Here is a 17,237-nt window from a genome sequence, read left to right on the forward strand (position 1 = left end):
TGCTCGCGATGCTGGTGTCGTTCGTACTCCAGCTCGTGGGCGCGCTCGCGCCGAACGCGCCGCTCTTGATCGCCAGCTCGGCGGCGGGCCTCGCCCTCGACCTCTATCTGCAGCACCGCGACCCCGGGCTGCTCGCCCTGCTCGGCAAGGTCCGGTTCGACGTCATGGTGCGGCAGCTGCTGCGCGACATGGTGATCATGCTCGGGCTGCTGCGCCTGCACGGTGACGGCTCGCTGCGCGACTACGCGCCGGTCTTCGTCGGCATCGTCCTCTTCTACGCGGCGCACCTCAGCTGCCAGGCCGTCGCCATCGTCGTCCGCCGCTCGCGCACGCTGCCGTTCGTCACGCGCAACATCGACACCACCGGGCTGCACCTGACCGCCGCGCCGCCGCGCCTGCTGGCCCGCCAGCACGGCCGCCGCCTGGTGCGCTTCGCGATCCCCGCCTCGGCCGGCCTGCTGTTCACCGTCGGCAGCGGCAAGCCCGCCGGCGGCATGATCGGCGTCGGCGTCGCCCTGCTGCTGGCCCTCGCCGGCACCCTCTACCTGTCGACCTGGCTGCGCCCGGCCAAGCGGGTCGCCACCGAGGAGCAGGCCATAGAGTGGCTGGAGCAGTGGCTGGCCTCCTACCGGCCCACGGTCGGCATGTACTTCTCCGGCGGCACCAGCTCCGCGTACCAGGCGAACATGTGGCTCTCCACCCTCGCCGAGCTCGACGGCAACCCGCTGATCGTGCTGCGCGAGCGGTTCATGGTGAAGAAGATCGACGCCACGGACATCCCGATCATCTGCTTCCCCAAGGTCGTCCACCTGATGGCCCTGGAGAAGTCCACGCTGAAGCTGCTGCTGCACCCGGCGAACTCCGGCAAGACCTCGCAGGTCCTGCGCATGCCGTCGATCAAGCACGCCTTCATCAACCACGGCGAGAGCGACAAGCTCTCCAGCTGCAACCCGTACTCCAAGGCGTACGACGAGATCTGGGTCGCCGGCCCGGCCGCGCGCGAGCGCTACCAGCTCGCCGACATCGGCGTGGACGACCGGGACGTCGTCGAGGTCGGCCGGCCGCAGCTGGCCCCGATCCAGCCGTACACCGGCGCGCCGACCCGCCCGTACACGACCGTCCTCTACGCCCCCACCTGGGAGGGCTGGGACGGCAACCCGGGCAACACCTCGGTCATGCTCGCCGGCGAGAACATCGTCCGCGAGCTGCTCGCCGACCCGGCCGTCCGGCTGCTGTACAAGCCGCACCCGATGACCGGTTCCGTCGACCCGCGCGCGGGCGAGGCGAACCGGCGCATCAAGGAGATGATCCGCGAGGCGAACGAGCAGCGCGACGGCTACCGGCCCGGCCCGGAGGCCGCGGCCGAGATGGAGCGGCTGGCGGCCGAGCTCCAGGAGCTCACCGCGAAGAAGTTCCCGCCGAGCGTGGACGAGACCGAGCGCATGCTGCTCCAGACCGCCCCCGAGCCGGGGCGTGCCGCGGCGGTCGCCGCCACGCTGGCCGCCTGGGAGGCGGCCTACTGGGCCTCGCTGCCCGAGTGGGAGCACCAGATCGTCACCGGCAGCCGGCCGACGCTCTTCAGCTGCTTCAACCAGGCGGACGTGCTCATCAGCGACGTCTCCAGCGTCGTCTCCGACTACCTGATCAGCGAGAAGCCGTACGCGGTGGCCAACACCAGCGGGATGTCCGAGGAGGAGTTCCGCGCCACCTTCCCGACGGTCACGGCCGCCACGATCCTGGAGCCGGACGCCGCCGGTGTGCCGGCGCTGCTCGCCGCGGTGCGCGACCCGCGCCTGGACCGGCTGGCCAAGGCCCGTGCCGAGCTGAAGGTCCAGCTCCTCGGCCCGTCCGACCCGCCGTCCCTCGTCCGCTTCAACCAGGCCGCGCTGGCGCTGGCCCGCAAGGCGGACGAGCGCGCGGCCCGGGTCGCGGCGCGGGCCGCCGCCTCGCCCCTCCCCGGCCAGCGGGAGGGCGTGGAGGCGCCGTCCACGGACGACGCCGCCTCCCCGGCCCCCGGGGAGCCGGGAGGCTGGTTCACGCCCGCACAGGGGCGCTGAGCGCTTTTCGCGAAGGGGCGGGTGCGGGGCAGCAGACCCCCGCACCCGCCCCTTCACCTTTCGCCCGTCCCTCCGCCGGGACGAGCGGCGGCGCCGGAACGACGAAGGGGCGGGGCGGGGGCAGAACGCCCCGCACCCGCCCCACCGGCGGCACCCGTCACGCGAAGGGGTCGAACCCCTCGTACGCCGTCTCCGCCTCGTCCCGCTCCGCCTGCTTGTCCCGGCGCCGCTGCGCCGCCGGGCGCGGCGCCTCGAAGCGGTGGTCCTCGCCGCGGCGGCCGAGCATCTCCGCACCGGCGGCCATCGACGGCTCCCAGTCGAAGACGACGGCGTTCTCCTCGGGGCCGATCGCGACGCCGTCGCCCGCGCGGGCACCGGCCTTCATCAGCTCCTCCTCGACACCGAGGCGGTTGAGGCGGTCGGCGAGGTAGCCCACGGCCTCGTCGTTGTTGAAGTCGGTCTGGCGGACCCAGCGTTCGGGCTTCTCGCCGCGCACGCGGTAGAGGCCGTCCTCCTCGCGGGTCACCGTGAAGCCCGCGTCGTCCACGGCCTTCGGCCGGATGACGATCCGCGTCGCCTCCTGCTTCGGCTTCGCCGCGCGCGCCTCGGCGACGATGCCGGCCAGGGCGAAGGACAGCTCCTTCAGCCCCTGCCGGGAGACCGCCGACACCTCGAAGACCCGCAGGCCGCGGGCCTCCAGGTCGGGGCGGATCATGTCGGCGAGGTCCTGGCCGTCGGGGATGTCGACCTTGTTGAGGACGACGATCCGCGGCCGGTTCTCCAGCCCGCCGTACTCCTTGAGCTCGGCCTCGATGACGTCGAGGTCGCTCAGCGGGTCGCGCTCCGACTCCAGCGTCGCCGTGTCCAGCACGTGCACCAGCACCGAGCAGCGCTCGACGTGCCGCAGGAACTCCAGGCCCAGGCCCTTGCCCTGGCTGGCGCCCGGGATCAGCCCCGGCACGTCGGCGATGGTGTAGACCGTCGAACCGGCCGTCACCACACCGAGGTTGGGGACGAGCGTGGTGAACGGGTAGTCGGCGATCTTCGGCTTCGCGGCGGACAGCACGGAGATCAGCGAGGACTTGCCGGCGCTCGGGTAGCCGACGAGGGCCACGTCCGCGACGGTCTTGAGCTCCAGGACGATCTCCTGGACGTCGCCGGGCTCGCCGAGCAGCGCGAAGCCGGGCGCCTTGCGGCGGGCCGAGGCCAGCGCGGCGTTGCCGAGGCCGCCGCGGCCGCCCTGGGCTGCGACGTACGTGGTGCCCTGGCCGACCAGGTCGGCCAGCACGTTGCCGCGCTTGTCGAGGATGACGGTGCCGTCCGGGACGGGCAGGACGAGGTCCGTGCCGTCCTTGCCGGAGCGGTGGCCGCCCTCGCCGGGCTTGCCGTTGGTGGCCTTGCGGTGCGGGCTGTGGTGGTAGTCGAGGAGCGTGGTGACCGACTGGTCGACGACCAGGATCACATCGCCGCCGCGGCCTCCGTTGCCGCCGTCCGGGCCGCCCAGCGGCTTGAACTTCTCACGGTGCACGGAGGCGCAGCCATGGCCTCCGTTACCCGCGGCGACGTGCAGCTCGACGCGGTCCACGAAGGTGGTCATAGCGGTCTGCCTCCAGTGCCTGGTGCGTTGGGGATTGTCTTCGTTGTAACGGTTGTAACGCAGCGAGGGCGGACCCGCTTCCCCACACCGGGGAAGGGAGGTCCGCCCTCGCGCTCTACCGCTCTACGGGGCCTGGATCAGGCGACCGGAACGATGTTGACGACCTTGCGGCCGCGGTGGGTGCCGAACTGCACCGCACCGGCCTGCAGCGCGAACAGGGTGTCGTCGCCGCCGCGGCCGACACCGGCGCCCGGGTGGAAGTGGGTGCCGCGCTGGCGGACCAGGATCTCACCGGCGTTGACGGTCTGGCCGCCGAAGCGCTTCACGCCGAGCCGCTGAGCGTTGGAGTCGCGACCGTTCCGGGTGGACGATGCGCCCTTCTTGTGTGCCATCTCTCCTCAGTCCCTTACTTCGCAGCCGACGGGATGCCGGTGATCTTCAGCGCGGTGTACTGCTGGCGGTGACCGATCCGCTTGCGGTAGCCGGTCTTGTTCTTGTACTTCAGGATGTCGATCTTGGCACCCTTGTGGTGGTCCACGATCTCGGCCTGGACCTTGATGCCCGCCAGGACCCACGGGTCGCTGGTGACGGAGTCACCGTCGACGACGAGCAGCGTCGAGAGCTCGACCGCGTCGCCCACCTTGCCGTCGGAAATCTTGTCAACCTCGACGATGTCGCCGACAGCAACCTTGTGCTGGCGACCGCCGCTACGCACGACTGCGTACACGCGGATCTCACTCTCTCGCTAGTAATGGAACCTCTGATGCCAGCCGCTCGAACGGGTGAACCCGCGTTTCCGAGAGGACGAGCGGCCTCTCCCGGCGCACGCACCGGAAGGGATTTGCTCAGGGGCAGGCGTACAGACGCCGACTGGCAAGGTTACGGGCCCTGCCGCAAGGGGTCAAACTGGGCGGGGTTGCGGGGCGGATCCCGGTGCGGGGCGGGCACCGGCCGGGACGGCCCCGGGAGGACGCAGGCGCGGAGCCCCGCGCTGCCGCGCGGAGGGCGGTGGGGGCCGGGGGCCGCCCCCGGGCCCCGGGAGACGGAGAAGGGGCGGGGCGGGGGCATGTGGCCCCCGCCCCGCCCCTACAGACGGGCGGACCGGACTACTCCTCCGTACCCGCCGCCGCGTCGGCAGCGGCGGCGGCCGCCTTCTTCGCGGCGGCGGCCGACGTCTTCTTGGCCGCCGTCTTCTTCGTGGCGGCCTTCTTCGCCGTCGTCGCCTTCTTGGCGGTCGTCGTCTTCTTCGCCGCCGTCTTCTTCGCGGTGGTGGTCTTCTTCGCCGTCGTCTTCTTGGCCGTGGCCTTCTTGGCGGCCGTCTTCCGGGGCGTCTTCTTGGCCGGAGCCGCCGCAGCGGCCTCCTCCGCGACCTCCGCGACCGCGGCGGCCTCTTCGGCCGCAGGGGCCTCGGCAACCTCGGCAGCCTCGACGGGCTCGGGAGCCTCCGAAGGAGCCTCCGCCGCCTCCGGCGCCGCGACCACGACCACCGCCGCCTCGGCCTCCGCCGGCGATCCCGCCGGAGCGGACACCCTGCGGGTCACCCGACGCCGCGTGCGGGCCGGAGCCGCAGCGGCAGGCGCCTCGGCCTTGACCTCGGGCTCGGGCTCGGCCTGGCCAGGAGCCACGGCCTCGGCGGGAGCCTCGACGGGAGCCACCACCGGCTCCTCCACCGGTGCCGCCTCCACAACGGCCTCCGGCTCCGACGGCTCGGACGGCTCCGACGGCACTGCGGCCTCGGCCGCCTTCGGCGCACCCGCCGGAGCGGACGCCTTCCGCGTGGCCCGGCGCCGCGTACGGCCACCACGGCCGCCCCGCGCCGCCGCCTCCGCCTCGGCGGGGCTGGAGAACCACTCCTCCTCGCCGCCGACGGCCGGCACCAGCTCCGCCTCGGCGACGGGCGCGGGCTCCAGCTCGGGAGCCGGCTCCGCGACGGGCTCGGCAACCGGCTCGGCGGCCGGTTCGACGACGGCCTCGGCCACAGCCTCCGCCTTCGCCGCGCCACCCCGCTTCTTGCCGCGCTTGCCGCCGCCCCCGCCGCCGCCGGACACCGACGGCTGGTCCATGTGGACGATGACGCCACGGCCGTTGCAGTGCACGCACTGCTCGGAGAACGACTCCAGCAGCCCCTGGCCCACCCGCTTGCGGGTCATCTGGACCAGACCCAGCGAGGTCACCTCGGCGACCTGGTGCTTCGTACGGTCCCGGCCCAGGCACTCCAGCAGGCGCCGCAGCACCAGGTCCCGGTTGGACTCCAGCACCATGTCGATGAAGTCGATCACGATGATGCCGCCGAGGTCGCGCAGCCGCAGCTGGCGCACGATCTCCTCGGCCGCCTCCAGGTTGTTCCTGGTGACCGTCTCCTCCAGGTTGCCGCCCTGGCCGGTGAACTTGCCGGTGTTGACGTCGATGACGACCATCGCCTCGGTCCGGTCGATGACGAGCGAACCGCCGCTCGGCAGCCAGACCTTGCGGTCCAGCGCCTTCATCAGCTGCTCGTCGATCCGGTACGTGGCGAAGACGTCGACGTCCGACGTCCACTTCTGCAGCCGGTCCGCGAGGTCCGGCGCGACGTGCGAGACGTAACCGTGGATGGTCTCCCACGCGTCGTCACCCTGGACGATGACCTTGGAGAAGTCCTCGTTGAAGATGTCGCGCACCACGCGGACGGTCATGTCCGGCTCGCCGTAGAGCAGGCTCGGCGCGCTGGTGGAGATCATCTTGGACTTCTTCTGGATGTCCTCCCACTGCGCCTGCAGCCGCTCGACGTCACGGCGCAGCTCGTCCTCGCTCGCGCCCTCGGCGGCGGTACGCACGATGACGCCCGCGTCCTCGGGAACGATCTTCTTGAGGATCTGCTTCAGCCGCGCCCGCTCGGTGTCGGGCAGCTTGCGGCTGATGCCGGTCATCGAGCCCTCGGGCACGTACACCAGGTACCGACCGGGCAGCGAGACCTGGCTGGTCAGCCGGGCGCCCTTGTGCCCGATCGGGTCCTTGGTGACCTGCACCAGCACGGACTGGCCGGACTTCAGCGCGGTCTCGATGCGGCGCGGGCCGTTGCCCATGCCGAGCGCGTCGAAGTTGACCTCACCGGCGTAGAGCACCGCGTTGCGGCCCTTGCCGATGTCGACGAAGGCGGCCTCCATCGACGGCAGCACGTTCTGGACCTTGCCCAGGTACACGTTGCCGACGTAGCTGGTCGCCTGCTCCTTGTTGACGAAGTGCTCGACGAGGACGTTGTCCTCCAGCACGCCGATCTGCGTCCGGTCGCCGTTCTGGCGGACGACCATCACGCGCTCGACGGCCTCGCGGCGCGCCAGGAACTCCGCCTCGGTGATGATCGGCACCCGGCGCCGGCCCTGCTCGCGGCCCTCGCGGCGGCGCTGCTTCTTCGCCTCCATGCGGGTCGAGCCCTTGATGGACTGCACCTCGTCGAAGCCGGTGCCGCGCTCGCGCGGCTCGCGGACCTTGACGACGGTGCGCTCCGGCTCGTCGGCGCCCGGCTCGGTGTCGAGGGCCTCGCCCGAACGACGGCGGCGACGGCGGCGACGGCGGCTGCCCGCGGTGGACGCGCCGGCCTCCTCGGCCTGCTCCTCCTCCGCCTCGGCGGGCTCCTCGGCGACGGCCTCGGGCTGCTCGCCCTCCGCCGGCTCCTCCTCGCCGGCCTCGAACTCGGCCTCCGCGGCCTCGCCCCGGCGCCGGCGACGGCCACCGCGGCGACGGCGGCGCGAGGGACGCTCGCCCTGCTCCTCGTCCCCGGCGGCCTCGACGTCGGCGGCCGGGACGGCCTCCGGCTCCTCGGCCTCCTCGACGACGGCGGCCTCGGCGGTGACGACCGGCTCGGCGGCGGCCGGGACGGGCTCGCCGCGACGGCGCCGACGACGGCGGCCGGCCGGCTGCTCCTCCTCGGCCCCCTCGGTGGTCCGCTCCTCGGCGGCGTAGGCGGCAGCGGCGGTCTCCGGCGTCTGGAACATCGGCTCGGTGAACACCGGCGCCTGGAAGACGGCCGTCGGCGGACGCACCGCACGACGCCGCGTCCGCGCGGGCGCCTCCTCGGCGGCCGCGCCCGCGGGCCCGGCCTCGGCCGTCTCGGCCGCCTGGCGCTCGGCCTCCGCGCTCACGACGCGCCGCCGCGTACGACGGCCGCGCGGCGCCTCCGGCTCCTCCTCGGCAGCGGCCGCGGGCTCCTCGGCCGCGGGGGCGGCCGCCGTGCCGCCGGCGGCGCGGGTCGCCCGGCGGCGCGTACGCGCCGGCTTCACCGGCTCCTCGACGGCCTCGGCCGCGGGGGCGACCTCTTCGGCCTCTTCGGCTTCCTCGATCTCCTCGGCCTCTTCGGGCTCTTCGGGCTCCTCGGCCTCGGGCACCCGGGCCGGCTCGGCGACGGGCTCGGCCGGCGCACCGGCGGGCGCGGACGCCCGGCGGACGACACGGCGGCGAGCTCGCGCGGGAGCGGCGGGGGCCTGGACCTCTTCGGCGGCCTCGGCCTCTTCGGCCCCGGTCTCTTCGGCCCCGGTCACGGCGGCCGGCTCGGCGGCAGCCGCCTCGGGCGCGCCCACGGGCGCACCGGCACGACGGACCGCACGACGGCGCGGACGCGCCGGAGCAGCGGCCTCCGCCTCCTCGGCGGCAGCCTCGACGGGGGCCTCGGCCCCGGCCTGCGGGACGTCGGCGGTCGCGACCGGCTCGGGCGCGGTCACCGGCGCCGTCGCCTTGCGGACGGCACGCCGGCGCGTCCGCGCCGGGGTGGCGGCCGCCTCGGGGGCACCGGCCGGCTCGGCGGCCTCGGTCTCCACAGCCTCAACGGCCTCGGCGGTCGGCGTACCGACCTTGCGCACCGCACGGCGGCGCGGACGGGCGGGCGTGGCGGCAGCGGCGGCGGCCGGCTCGGCGGCCTCCTCCTCGCCGGCGGGCACAGCCACGGACTCGGCGGCCGCCTTCGGCGCGCCGGCGGGCGCGCTGGCGCGGCGGCGCGGGCGCACCGGGGCCGCGGCTCCGGCCGTCTCCGCGGCCGTGACGGCGGGGGCGCCCTGGACCGGCTCGGCGAGCTCCTCGTCGAGGGCGGCCGGGGCCTCGGTCCGCGGCGCGGTCACCGGCGGACCGGCCGGCCGCGAGGCGGCCCGGCGGCGGCGCCGCGGGGGCAGAGTGTCGCCGGGGCCGGTGTCTGCGTTGTTCCCGGTGGCGCCGAGCGCCTTCCCGGGCTCCATGGGTTCGGTGGATTCGGGCATGCGGGCGGTTCTCCCGTCACGCTCCCGGGCGCCGCGCCGAGTCCGGCCCGCCGGTCCGCGTGATGAGCGCGGTACCGCCGTCCGGGGCGCGGTCGCCGCACGGGAGCTGTCGTCTCACTCGCCGGGTCCGGTGGGTGGCACCGGCGAAAGTCTCCTGGTCAATGCGCTTGCCGGCCCCGGGTGGCTCCCTGGTGCACCGGCCGCGCGGCGACGGTCGTCCTTACGATGGGCGACCCGGCGCCATCGCCGCGCCGGCGGTCGTTGATGAGGCGGCCGTGGCAGCGTCGCGATCGGGCGCGAGCGGATCGGTCACCGTACCGGTCTCTTCGTCGAGCGGCCCCTGCGCCAGCCTGGTCACCGCTGCGGGGACCGGCGGCGCCAGGTCGGCCGTGGCGCGGAGCCCGGACAGGACGTCGTCGGGTCGAACGGCAGGTGTCGCATGCCGAACAACCAGCCGCAGTATCGCACAGGGTCCGTCACCCGGCCTATCGGCCGGAGCGGCGGCCACCTCGAGTCGGCACACGGCACCACGTGCGTCGAAGGTCCGCATCCCGCTCTTGGTGCGGCGCTCCACCTCCACGGTCCCGGCCGCGAGGAAGGCGGCCACGGCGCGTTCGGCGTCCGCCGGCTCCACTCCGTCGAGCCGCACCTCCCATACGGAGGCCTCCAGCCGCTCCGCGAACGAGGAGGTGTGCGCCTCGACCGCGTCGACGACGTCGAGCCCGGCGGGCAGCGACGCGTCGAGCAGCTCCCGCAGGCGCGCGGGGTCGCGTGCCTCCGCGAGCTGGATCTCCAGGTACTCGGCCTCACTGCCCGTGCCGGTGGGTGCGGCATTGGCGTACGACACCTTGGGGTGCGGGGTGAAGCCGGCCGAGTACGCCATCGGCACCTCGGACCGGCGCAGGGCCCGCTCGAAGGCGCGCTGGAAATCACGGTGGCTGGTGAACCGGAGGCGGCCGCGCTTGGTGTAGCGCAGTCGGATGCGCTGCACCGCGGGTGCGGGCGGCGGGCCTTCGGGCTGTCGCTTACCCAGTGTCCTGATTCCTTCGTGAGTGCGGTCGTACTGCTACCTAGAGTACGTGCAACGAGGGCCCCGCCAACCCGGCGGGGCCCTCGTCCGTACAGATGTGCTACTTGACGACGGTCAACGGCAGCAGCTTCTTGCCCGTCGGACCGATTTGGATAGTCGTGTCCATCTGCGGGCACACGCCGCAGTCGAAGCACGGCGTCCAGCGGCAGTCCTCGACCTCGACCTCGTCGAGCGCGTCCTGCCAGTCCTCCCAGAGCCAGTCCTTGTCGAGGCCGGAGTCCAGGTGGTCCCAGGGCAGGACCTCCTCGTAAGTGCGCTCGCGGGTGGTGTACCAGGCGACGTCGACGCCCTGCGGCACCAGCGTCTCCTCGGCGCACTTCATCCACTGGTCGTAGCTGAAGTGCTCGCGCCAGCCGTCGAAGCGGCCGCCCGACTCGTACACCGCGCGGATGACCGCGCCGACGCGGCGGTCGCCGCGCGAGAGCAGGCCCTCGACGATGCCGGGCTTGCCGTCGTGGTAGCGGAAGCCGATCGAGCGGCCGTACTTCTTGTCGCCGCGGATCTTGTCGCGCAGCTTCGCCAGCCGGGCGTCCGTCTCCTCGGCGGAGAGCTGCGGCGCCCACTGGAACGGGGTGTGCGGCTTGGGCACGAACCCGCCGATCGACACCGTGCAGCGGATGTCGTTGGAGCCGGAGACCTCGCGGCCCTTGGCGATCACGTTGACCGCCATGTCGCCGATCTGGAGGACGTCCTCGTCGGTCTCGGTGGGCAGGCCGCACATGAAGTACAGCTTCACCTGGCGCCAGCCGTTGCCGTACGCGGTGGCGACGGTCCGGATCAGGTCCTCCTCCGAGACCATCTTGTTGATGACCTTGCGCATGCGCTCGGAGCCGCCCTCGGGGGCGAAGGTCAGACCGGAGCGGCGGCCGTTGCGGGTCAGCTCGTTGGCGAGGTCGACGTTGAAGGCGTCCACGCGGGTCGACGGCAGCGAGAGGCCGATCTTGTCGTCCTCGTACCGGTCGGCCAGGCCCTTGGCGATGTCACCGATCTCGGTGTGGTCGGCGGAGGACAGCGACAGCAGGCCGACCTCCTCGAAGCCGGTCGCCTTCAGGCCCTTGTCGACCATCTCGCCGATGCCGGTGATGCTGCGCTCGCGCACGGGACGCGTGATCATGCCGGCCTGGCAGAAGCGGCAGCCGCGGGTGCAGCCGCGGAAGATCTCGACGGACATCCGCTCGTGCACGGTCTCCGCGAGCGGGACCAGCGGCTGCTTGGGGTACGGCCACTCGTCCAGGTCCATCACCGTGTGCTTGGAGACGCGCCACGGGACGCCGGAGCGGTTGGGGACGACGCGGGCGATGCGGCCGTCCGGCAGGTACTCCACGTCGTAGAACCCGGGGACGTACACCCCGCCGGTCCGCGCGAGCCGGAGCAGCAGCTCCTCGCGCCCGCCCGGACGGCCCTCCGCCTTCCAGGCCCGGATGATCTCGGTGATCTCCAGGACCGCCTGCTCGCCGTCGCCGATCACGGCGCAGTCGATGAAGTCGGCGATCGGCTCGGGGTTGAACGCCGCGTGTCCGCCGGCGAGGACGATCGGGTCGTCCAGCGTCCGGTCCTTCGCCTCCAGCGGGATGCCGGCGAGGTCGAGGGCCGTGAGCATGTTGGTGTAGCCGAGCTCGGTGGAGAAGGAGAGCCCGAAGACGTCGAAGGCGCGGACGGGCCGGTGCGCGTCCACCGTGAACTGCGGGACGCCGTGCTCGCGCATCAGCGCCTCGAGGTCCGGCCAGACGCTGTACGTGCGCTCGGCGAGCACGCCCTCGCGCTCGTTGAGGACCTCGTAGAGGATCATGACGCCCTGGTTGGGCAGCCCGACCTCGTAGGCGTCCGGGTACATGAGCGCCCAGCGGACGTCGCAGCTCTCCCACGGCTTCACCGTGGAGTTGAGCTCACCACCGACGTACTGGATCGGCTTCTGCACGTGCGGGAGCAGGGCCTCGAGCTGTGGGAAGACCGATTCGGACATCTCGAACCTTCATGAGCGGGCAAGGGTGACTCTCAAGCGTAACCGCTTGGAGTCATCCCCCGGCACGGCGATCACAGCGACCCCGCGCCGGCGGGGACCCCGGGGCCCAGCGCACTTCGCACTCGTCCCAAGGCGGAACACCCCCGCCGGAAAACCCCCGTCGGATCACGCCCCCGCCACCTCCCCCCACACCCCCGGCAGCTCCCGCTCGTCCTCCCCCGCCCGCGCCTCCTCCCGCCCGTACAGCAGGCCGTACGTGAACGTCGGCTCCCCGGCGCCCTCCGCCTGGGCCGCGAGCGTGCGCAGCGCGCCCCGGGCCAGGACGGAGTCCTGGTGGTCGCCCAGCACGGTCTGGACGGCCCTCGTGCGCCGCACGAGCCGCCGCGCCTCCTTGCCCAGCACCGGAATCGCCGCCTCCGCCGCGTAGCGGGCCCGCTTGGCCGCCTTGCGGGCGTCGTGCAGGGCCCTGTCCCGCTCCGGCCCCGGGGCGGCGGCCAGGGCGCGCCCGACACGGACGGACAGCCGCCCGCAGTCCCGCCGCACGGCCTTCGCGAGCACCTTCTCCGGGCGCCGCGCGGCGGCCGGCAGCAGCGGCGGGTCGGCGACCAGCGCGTCGAGGGCGTCGAGCAGCGCGAGATAGCGGGGGCTGTCGAGGACGGCGGTCAGCCGGCGCCGCGCCTCGGCGCCGCCGCGCACGGACCACACCCGCAACCGCGCCCGCACCGGCCCCCGCACCAGCGACCGCGGCAGCTCGTCCAGCCGCTCGCGCAGCCGCGCGACGAGCACCTCGCGGTCCCGCTCGAAGCCCAACTCACCGGCCAGCCAGCGCAGTTCGACGCCGAGCGGATCCGTGACCCGCCGGTCGAGAACCGTGCCGTACGTCCGGAAGGCGCCGCGCAGCCGCCGCGTGGCGACCCGCATCCGGTGGACGGCGTCCTCCGTGCCGCGCCGCGCGCCGGGGTCGAGGGCGACGACGGCCTCGACCTGCTCGCGGACGTACGCGAGGACGTGCCCGCCCGCGTCGGCGGGCGGCGGAACGGCCTCCCTCCCGGCGGACCCCAGCGCCCGCGCCAGCTTGCTCCCGGACCGCGAGGGCCGCAGCCCGGCCTCGCGCAGCCGCGGTTCGAGCGCGTCGAAGAGCGCGGGATCGGTGCCGCGGGCGAGTTCGACCTCGACCTCCGTCCACTCCGCGTCCCCCGCCGTGACGACGTCGAGGGCGACCTCAGCGAGCACGGCCCCGCGCTCGTCCACCAGCTCGCCCACCGTCCGCCGCGTGGCGAGGTGGGCGACGGGAGCGAGCGGCGCCTCCCGGACGCGGGAGCGGACGAGCGCGGCGAGGGCGCGCGGGACGCGGGCGGCGGTGAGCGGGGCGCGGACCTCGTCCCGCACCCCGGGCGCGACGGGGAGCTTGAGGTGCCAGCCGTCGTCCGGCCCGCCGGTGCGCCGGCGCAGGGTGATGCCGGCCGCGAGCAGCCGCCGGTCGGCGGTGTCGTAGTAGAAGGCGTCGAGAAGGGCCGTTCCCCGGTCTCGGACGGCGGCCACGGACGCGGCCCCGCTCAGGTCGGGGAGACGGGCCGGACCCGCCCCGTCCACGGCTTCGTACTTCCGCTCGATCTCTCTCACGGTGTCCGCCATGCCCACGAATCTAATCCGGCACCGCGCGGCGCGACAGGTCTCAGGGCGCCGCCAGCGGCCGCTGCACCTTGATCGACTGCAACAGCCCCACCGCGATCCAGGCGGCGAACATCGACGACCCGCCGTAGGAGACGAACGGCAGCGGCAGCCCCGTCACGGGCATGATCCCGAGCGTCATGCCGATGTTCTCGAAGGACTGGAAGGCGAACCAGGCGATGATCCCGGCGGCCACGATCGTGCCGTAGAGGTCGGTGGTCTCGCGGGCGATGCGGCAGGCGCGCCAGAGGACGACGCCGATGAGGAGGATGATCGTGCCCGCGCCGACGAAGCCGAGCTCCTCGCCGGCGACGGTGAAGATGAAGTCCGTCTGCTGCTCGGGGACGAACTGGCCGGTGGTCTGGGAGCCGTGGAAGAGCCCGGAGCCGGTCAGCCCCCCGGAGCCGATGGCGATGCGCGCCTGCTTGGTGTTGTAGCCGACGCCGGCGGGGTCGAAGGCGGGGTTGGCGAACGCGGCGAAGCGGTTGATCTGGTACTCGTCGAGTATCCCGAGCTGCCAGACGAGGACGCAGCCGAGCACGCCCGCGCCGATCAGCCCGGCGGTCCAGCGGTTGGAGGCGCCCGAGGCGAGCAGCACGGCGAGCACGATGACGACCAGGACCATGACCGAGCCGAGGTCCGGCATCAGCAGGATGACGAGGATCGGCAGGGCGGCGACGCCGAGCGCCTGGAGGACGGTGCGGTGGTCGGGGTGCGGCCGGTCGCCCGCGTCCACGGCCTGGGCCAGCAGCATCGCCATGCCCAGCGTGATGGTGATCTTGGTGAACTCGGAGGGCTGGATGGAGAATCCGCCGCCGAGCTGGATCCAGGAGCGCGCGCCGTTGATCGTCGCGCCCAGCGGGGTCAGGACGGAGGCCGTGACCAGCACGGACACCACGTACAGCACGGGGACGGCGCCGCGCAGCGCCCGGTGCCCGGCCCAGACCGCGCCGGCGGCCAGGGCCACGCCTATGCCGGTGTTGAGGATGTTGCGCAGCAGGAAGTAGTACGGGTCGCCGTGGGTGAGTTCCTTGCGGCCGCGCGTGGCGGAATAGACGAGCAGGGTGCTGATCGCCGACAGGGCCAGCGCCGCCAGCAGCATCGTCCAGTCCAGGCGCCGGACGACCGAGTCGCGGTCGGTGAGGCGGGCCCAGGTGGAGCGCCGCGGGGCGAAGCGGCGGATGCGGAAGCCGTCGGCGCTCACTCGTCCTGCCCCTCTTCCCTCCTGGCCGGCGGCGTGGGGTTGTCGATGTGCTGGGCCTCGATGGTCCCGTCCTTGTCGATCTTCGGCAGCTCGGCCTGGGGTTCGGGCAGCAGCGCCTTCTTGGGGTCGATGTGGCCCTTGTCGTCGAGGCCGTACAGCGCGTTGTAGATGTTGCGGACGGCGGGTCCGGAGGCGCCCGAGCCGGTGCCGCCCTGGGAGATCGTCATGACGATCGTGAAGTCCTTGGTGTAGCTGGCGAACCAGGAGGTCGTCTGCTTGCCGGCGACCTCGGCGGTGCCGGTCTTGGCGTGCATCGGGATCTCCTTCTGCGGCCAGCCGCCGAACCGCCAGGCCGCGCTGCCCTGGGTGGCGACGCCGGCCAGGGCGGCGTCGAGCTGGTCGCGGGTCTTGCGGTCGAAGGGCAGTGTGCCGTGCGCCTTGGGCTCGATCCGCTCGATCCGCTTGCCGTCGGCGCTGATGATCGCCTTGCCGATGGTCGGGTCGTGGAGGGTGCCGCCGTTGGCGATGGCGGCGTAGATGGTGGCCATCTGGATGGGGGTGACGAGGGTGTCGCCCTGTCCGATGGAGTAGTTGACGGAGTCGCCGGCGCGCATGCGGGCGAACGACTCGCAGTTCTCCTTGGCGATCTGCGCGGCGTAGTCGCCCTTGTCGGCGTTCTCGCCCTGCTTGCACCAGGTGTCCTTGTTGGCCTCCCAGTAGCGCTTCTTCCAGTCGCGGTCGGGGACGCGGCCGCGGACCTCGTTGGGCAGGTCGATGCCGGTCGGCTTGCCGAGGCCGAACTGATGGGCCGTCCGGTAGAACCAGTCCTTGGGGTGCTTGGGGTTGTTGCCGCCGTCCTTCTGCCACTGGCGGTAGGCCAGGTCGTAGAAGACGGTGTCGCAGGAGACCTCCAGCGCCCGGCCCAGGTCGATGGGCCCGTAGCCCTTGGACTCGAAGTTCTTGAAGACCTGGTGGCCGATGCTGTACGAGCTGGAGCAGTTGTACTTGTCGGTGAAGGAGTAGCCGGCGTTCACCGCCGCCGTGGCGGAGATGACCTTGAAGATGGAGCCGGGTGCCGCCTGGCCCTGGATGGCCCGGTTGAGCAGCGGATAGTCGGAGTCCTTGCCGGTGAGGGCCTGGTAGTCCCTGGCGGAGATGCCGCCGACCCAGACGTTGGGGTCGTAGGTGGGGTTGGACGCCATGGCCACGACCCGGCCGGTCTTCGACTCCATGACGACGACGGCGCCCGCGTCGGCCTTGTAGGTGGTGCCGGTGTTGCGGTCGACCTCCTTGCGGGCGTCCTTCATCGCCTGGTCCAGCTCCCGTTCCGCTATGGCCTGCACGCGGGCGTCGATGCTGGTGACGATGTTGGAGCCGGGCTGGGCCTTGTCGCTCTTGGCCTTGCCGATGACGCGGCCGAGGTTGTCGACCTCGTAGCGGGTGACGCCGGCCTTGCCGCGCAGCTCGGTGTCGTACTGCCGCTCCAGGCCGTTGCGGCCGATCTGGTCGGAGCGCATCAGCGGGGTGCGGGAGTCCTTGGCCTTGGTGATCTCGTCGTCGGTGACGGGCGAGAGGTAGCCGAGCACCTGGGCGGCGTTGGAGCCGCCGGGTCCGGCGTAGCGGCGGACGGCCATGGGTTCGGCGGTGATGCCGGGGAAGTCCTCGGCGCGCTCGCGGATCTGGAGGGCCTGCTGGGTGGTGGCGCCGTCGGTGATGGGGATGGGCTGGTAAGGGGAGCCGGCCCAGCAGGGCTTGGGGGTCTTGGCGTCGCAGAGCCGGACCTTGGCGGCCACGTCCTCGGGCTTGAGGCCGAGGACCCCGGCGAGCCGGGTGAGGACGCGCTTGCCCTTGTCCTTCATCTTCATCAGGTCGGTGCGGTTGGCGGAGACCACGAGCCGCGTCTGGTTGTCGGCCAGCGGGATGCCGCGCGCGTCGAGGATCGAGCCGCGGGTGGCGGGGACGACGACCTGCTGGATGTGGTTGTCGGCGGCCTCGGCGGTGTACTCGTCGCCGTTGCGGATCTGCAGGTACCACAGCCGTCCGCCGAGGGTGAGCAGGAGCGAGACGACGAGGATCTGGAGGACGACGAGGCGGATGGTGACGCGTGAAGTGCGGCCGGTCTCGGGGATGTTGGTCATCCGTTCCTCCGGTTCGCGCGCCGGTCCGGGCGGTGCGGCATCACAGGCGCTTGCCGCCCTTCAGCCGGCGGCCGTTCCGCGGCGCGCGCGTCAGCAGTCCGCCGCCGCGTCCGGCGAGGCTCTTGCCGCGTCCGGCGCGCATGCTGATGGAGAGCCGGCCGTAGGGGTTGTCGCCGCCGGCCGCGACGGCGGCGGTGCCCTCGGCGGTGAGCGGGTCGTTCTCGCAGCGTCGGGCCAAGGCCATGATCAGCGGGACGGTGAAGGGGGCGAGGAGCAGGTCGTAGAGGCGGCCGGT

General features: G+C 73.1%; 10 protein-coding genes and 1 pseudogene. 1 reads left to right on the forward strand and 10 read right to left on the reverse strand.

Annotated elements, in window-relative coordinates:
- Positions 1-8 precede the first annotated feature (8 nt).
- Entirely contained in the window at positions 9-2,057 is a 2,049-nt protein-coding gene (locus tag AC230_RS10585) for a hypothetical protein (RefSeq protein WP_422125574.1), read from the forward strand.
- A 157-nt stretch (positions 2,058-2,214) separates the two neighbouring features.
- Here AC230_RS10585 and obgE read toward each other — a convergent pair whose 3' ends face one another.
- From obgE to AC230_RS33590, 10 genes and pseudogenes are all read right to left on the reverse strand, one after another.
- The gene (gene obgE, locus AC230_RS10590; RefSeq protein WP_049715809.1) at positions 2,215-3,654 is read right to left on the reverse strand and encodes a GTPase ObgE; all 1,440 of its coding nucleotides are present in this window, start codon (positions 3,652-3,654) and stop codon (positions 2,215-2,217) included.
- A 137-nt stretch (positions 3,655-3,791) separates the two neighbouring features.
- A complete protein-coding gene (rpmA, locus tag AC230_RS10595; RefSeq protein WP_049715810.1) occupies positions 3,792-4,046 on the reverse strand; it encodes a 50S ribosomal protein L27 in 255 nt (84 codons plus the stop codon).
- 14 nt (positions 4,047-4,060) lie between these two features.
- A complete protein-coding gene (gene rplU, locus AC230_RS10600; RefSeq protein ID WP_049715811.1) occupies positions 4,061-4,381 on the reverse strand; it encodes a 50S ribosomal protein L21 in 321 nt (106 codons plus the stop codon).
- Positions 4,382-4,760: 379 nt separating this feature from the next.
- Positions 4,761-8,876 (reverse strand): Rne/Rng family ribonuclease, encoded by a 4,116-nt coding sequence (locus tag AC230_RS10605; RefSeq protein ID WP_049715812.1) that lies wholly within the window; start codon positions 8,874-8,876, stop codon positions 4,761-4,763.
- 220 nt (positions 8,877-9,096) lie between these two features.
- A complete protein-coding gene (locus AC230_RS10610; protein ID WP_049715813.1) occupies positions 9,097-9,867 on the reverse strand; it encodes a TIGR03936 family radical SAM-associated protein in 771 nt (256 codons plus the stop codon).
- Between the two features lie 139 nt (positions 9,868-10,006).
- Positions 10,007-11,929 carry a TIGR03960 family B12-binding radical SAM protein gene (locus tag AC230_RS10615; protein WP_049715814.1) on the reverse strand — a complete coding sequence of 641 codons (1,923 nt, stop codon included), beginning with the start codon at positions 11,927-11,929 and terminating at the stop codon, positions 10,007-10,009.
- Positions 11,930-12,094: 165 nt separating this feature from the next.
- The gene (locus AC230_RS10620) at positions 12,095-13,564 is read right to left on the reverse strand and encodes a CYTH and CHAD domain-containing protein (RefSeq protein WP_049715899.1); all 1,470 of its coding nucleotides are present in this window, start codon (positions 13,562-13,564) and stop codon (positions 12,095-12,097) included.
- Between the two features lie 40 nt (positions 13,565-13,604).
- Positions 13,605-14,804, reverse strand: coding sequence for a rod shape-determining protein RodA (gene rodA, locus AC230_RS10625; protein WP_049715815.1), 1,200 nt, complete (start codon positions 14,802-14,804; stop codon positions 13,605-13,607).
- Positions 14,801-16,942 carry a penicillin-binding protein 2 gene (mrdA, locus tag AC230_RS10630; protein ID WP_049715816.1) on the reverse strand — a complete coding sequence of 714 codons (2,142 nt, stop codon included), beginning with the start codon at positions 16,940-16,942 and terminating at the stop codon, positions 14,801-14,803. The genes rodA and mrdA overlap by 4 nt, the downstream gene beginning before the upstream one ends.
- A gap of 40 nt (positions 16,943-16,982) precedes the next feature.
- Positions 16,983-17,237 (reverse strand): annotated as a pseudogene (locus AC230_RS33590) (rod shape-determining protein MreD); the annotation flags it as partial.

It is taken from the genome of Streptomyces caatingaensis, assembly GCF_001187435.1.
Lineage (GTDB): Bacteria > Actinomycetota > Actinomycetes > Streptomycetales > Streptomycetaceae > Streptomyces > Streptomyces caatingaensis.

Excerpts from the sequence above, each read along its gene's own strand:
- AC230_RS10585 (WP_422125574.1), top strand. The coding sequence starts at position 9 with ATGCTGGTGTCGTTCGTACTCCAGCTCGTGGGCGCGCTCGCGCCGAAC.
- obgE (WP_049715809.1), bottom strand. The coding sequence starts at position 3,654 with ATGACCACCTTCGTGGACCGCGTCGAGCTGCACGTCGCCGCGGGTAAC.
- AC230_RS10605 (WP_049715812.1), bottom strand. The coding sequence starts at position 8,876 with ATGCCCGAATCCACCGAACCCATGGAGCCCGGGAAGGCGCTCGGCGCC.
- mrdA (WP_049715816.1), bottom strand. The coding sequence starts at position 16,942 with ATGACCAACATCCCCGAGACCGGCCGCACTTCACGCGTCACCATCCGC.
- rpmA (WP_049715810.1), bottom strand. The coding sequence starts at position 4,046 with ATGGCACACAAGAAGGGCGCATCGTCCACCCGGAACGGTCGCGACTCC.
- AC230_RS10615 (WP_049715814.1), bottom strand. The coding sequence starts at position 11,929 with ATGTCCGAATCGGTCTTCCCACAGCTCGAGGCCCTGCTCCCGCACGTG.
- AC230_RS10620 (WP_049715899.1), bottom strand. The coding sequence starts at position 13,564 with ATGGCGGACACCGTGAGAGAGATCGAGCGGAAGTACGAAGCCGTGGAC.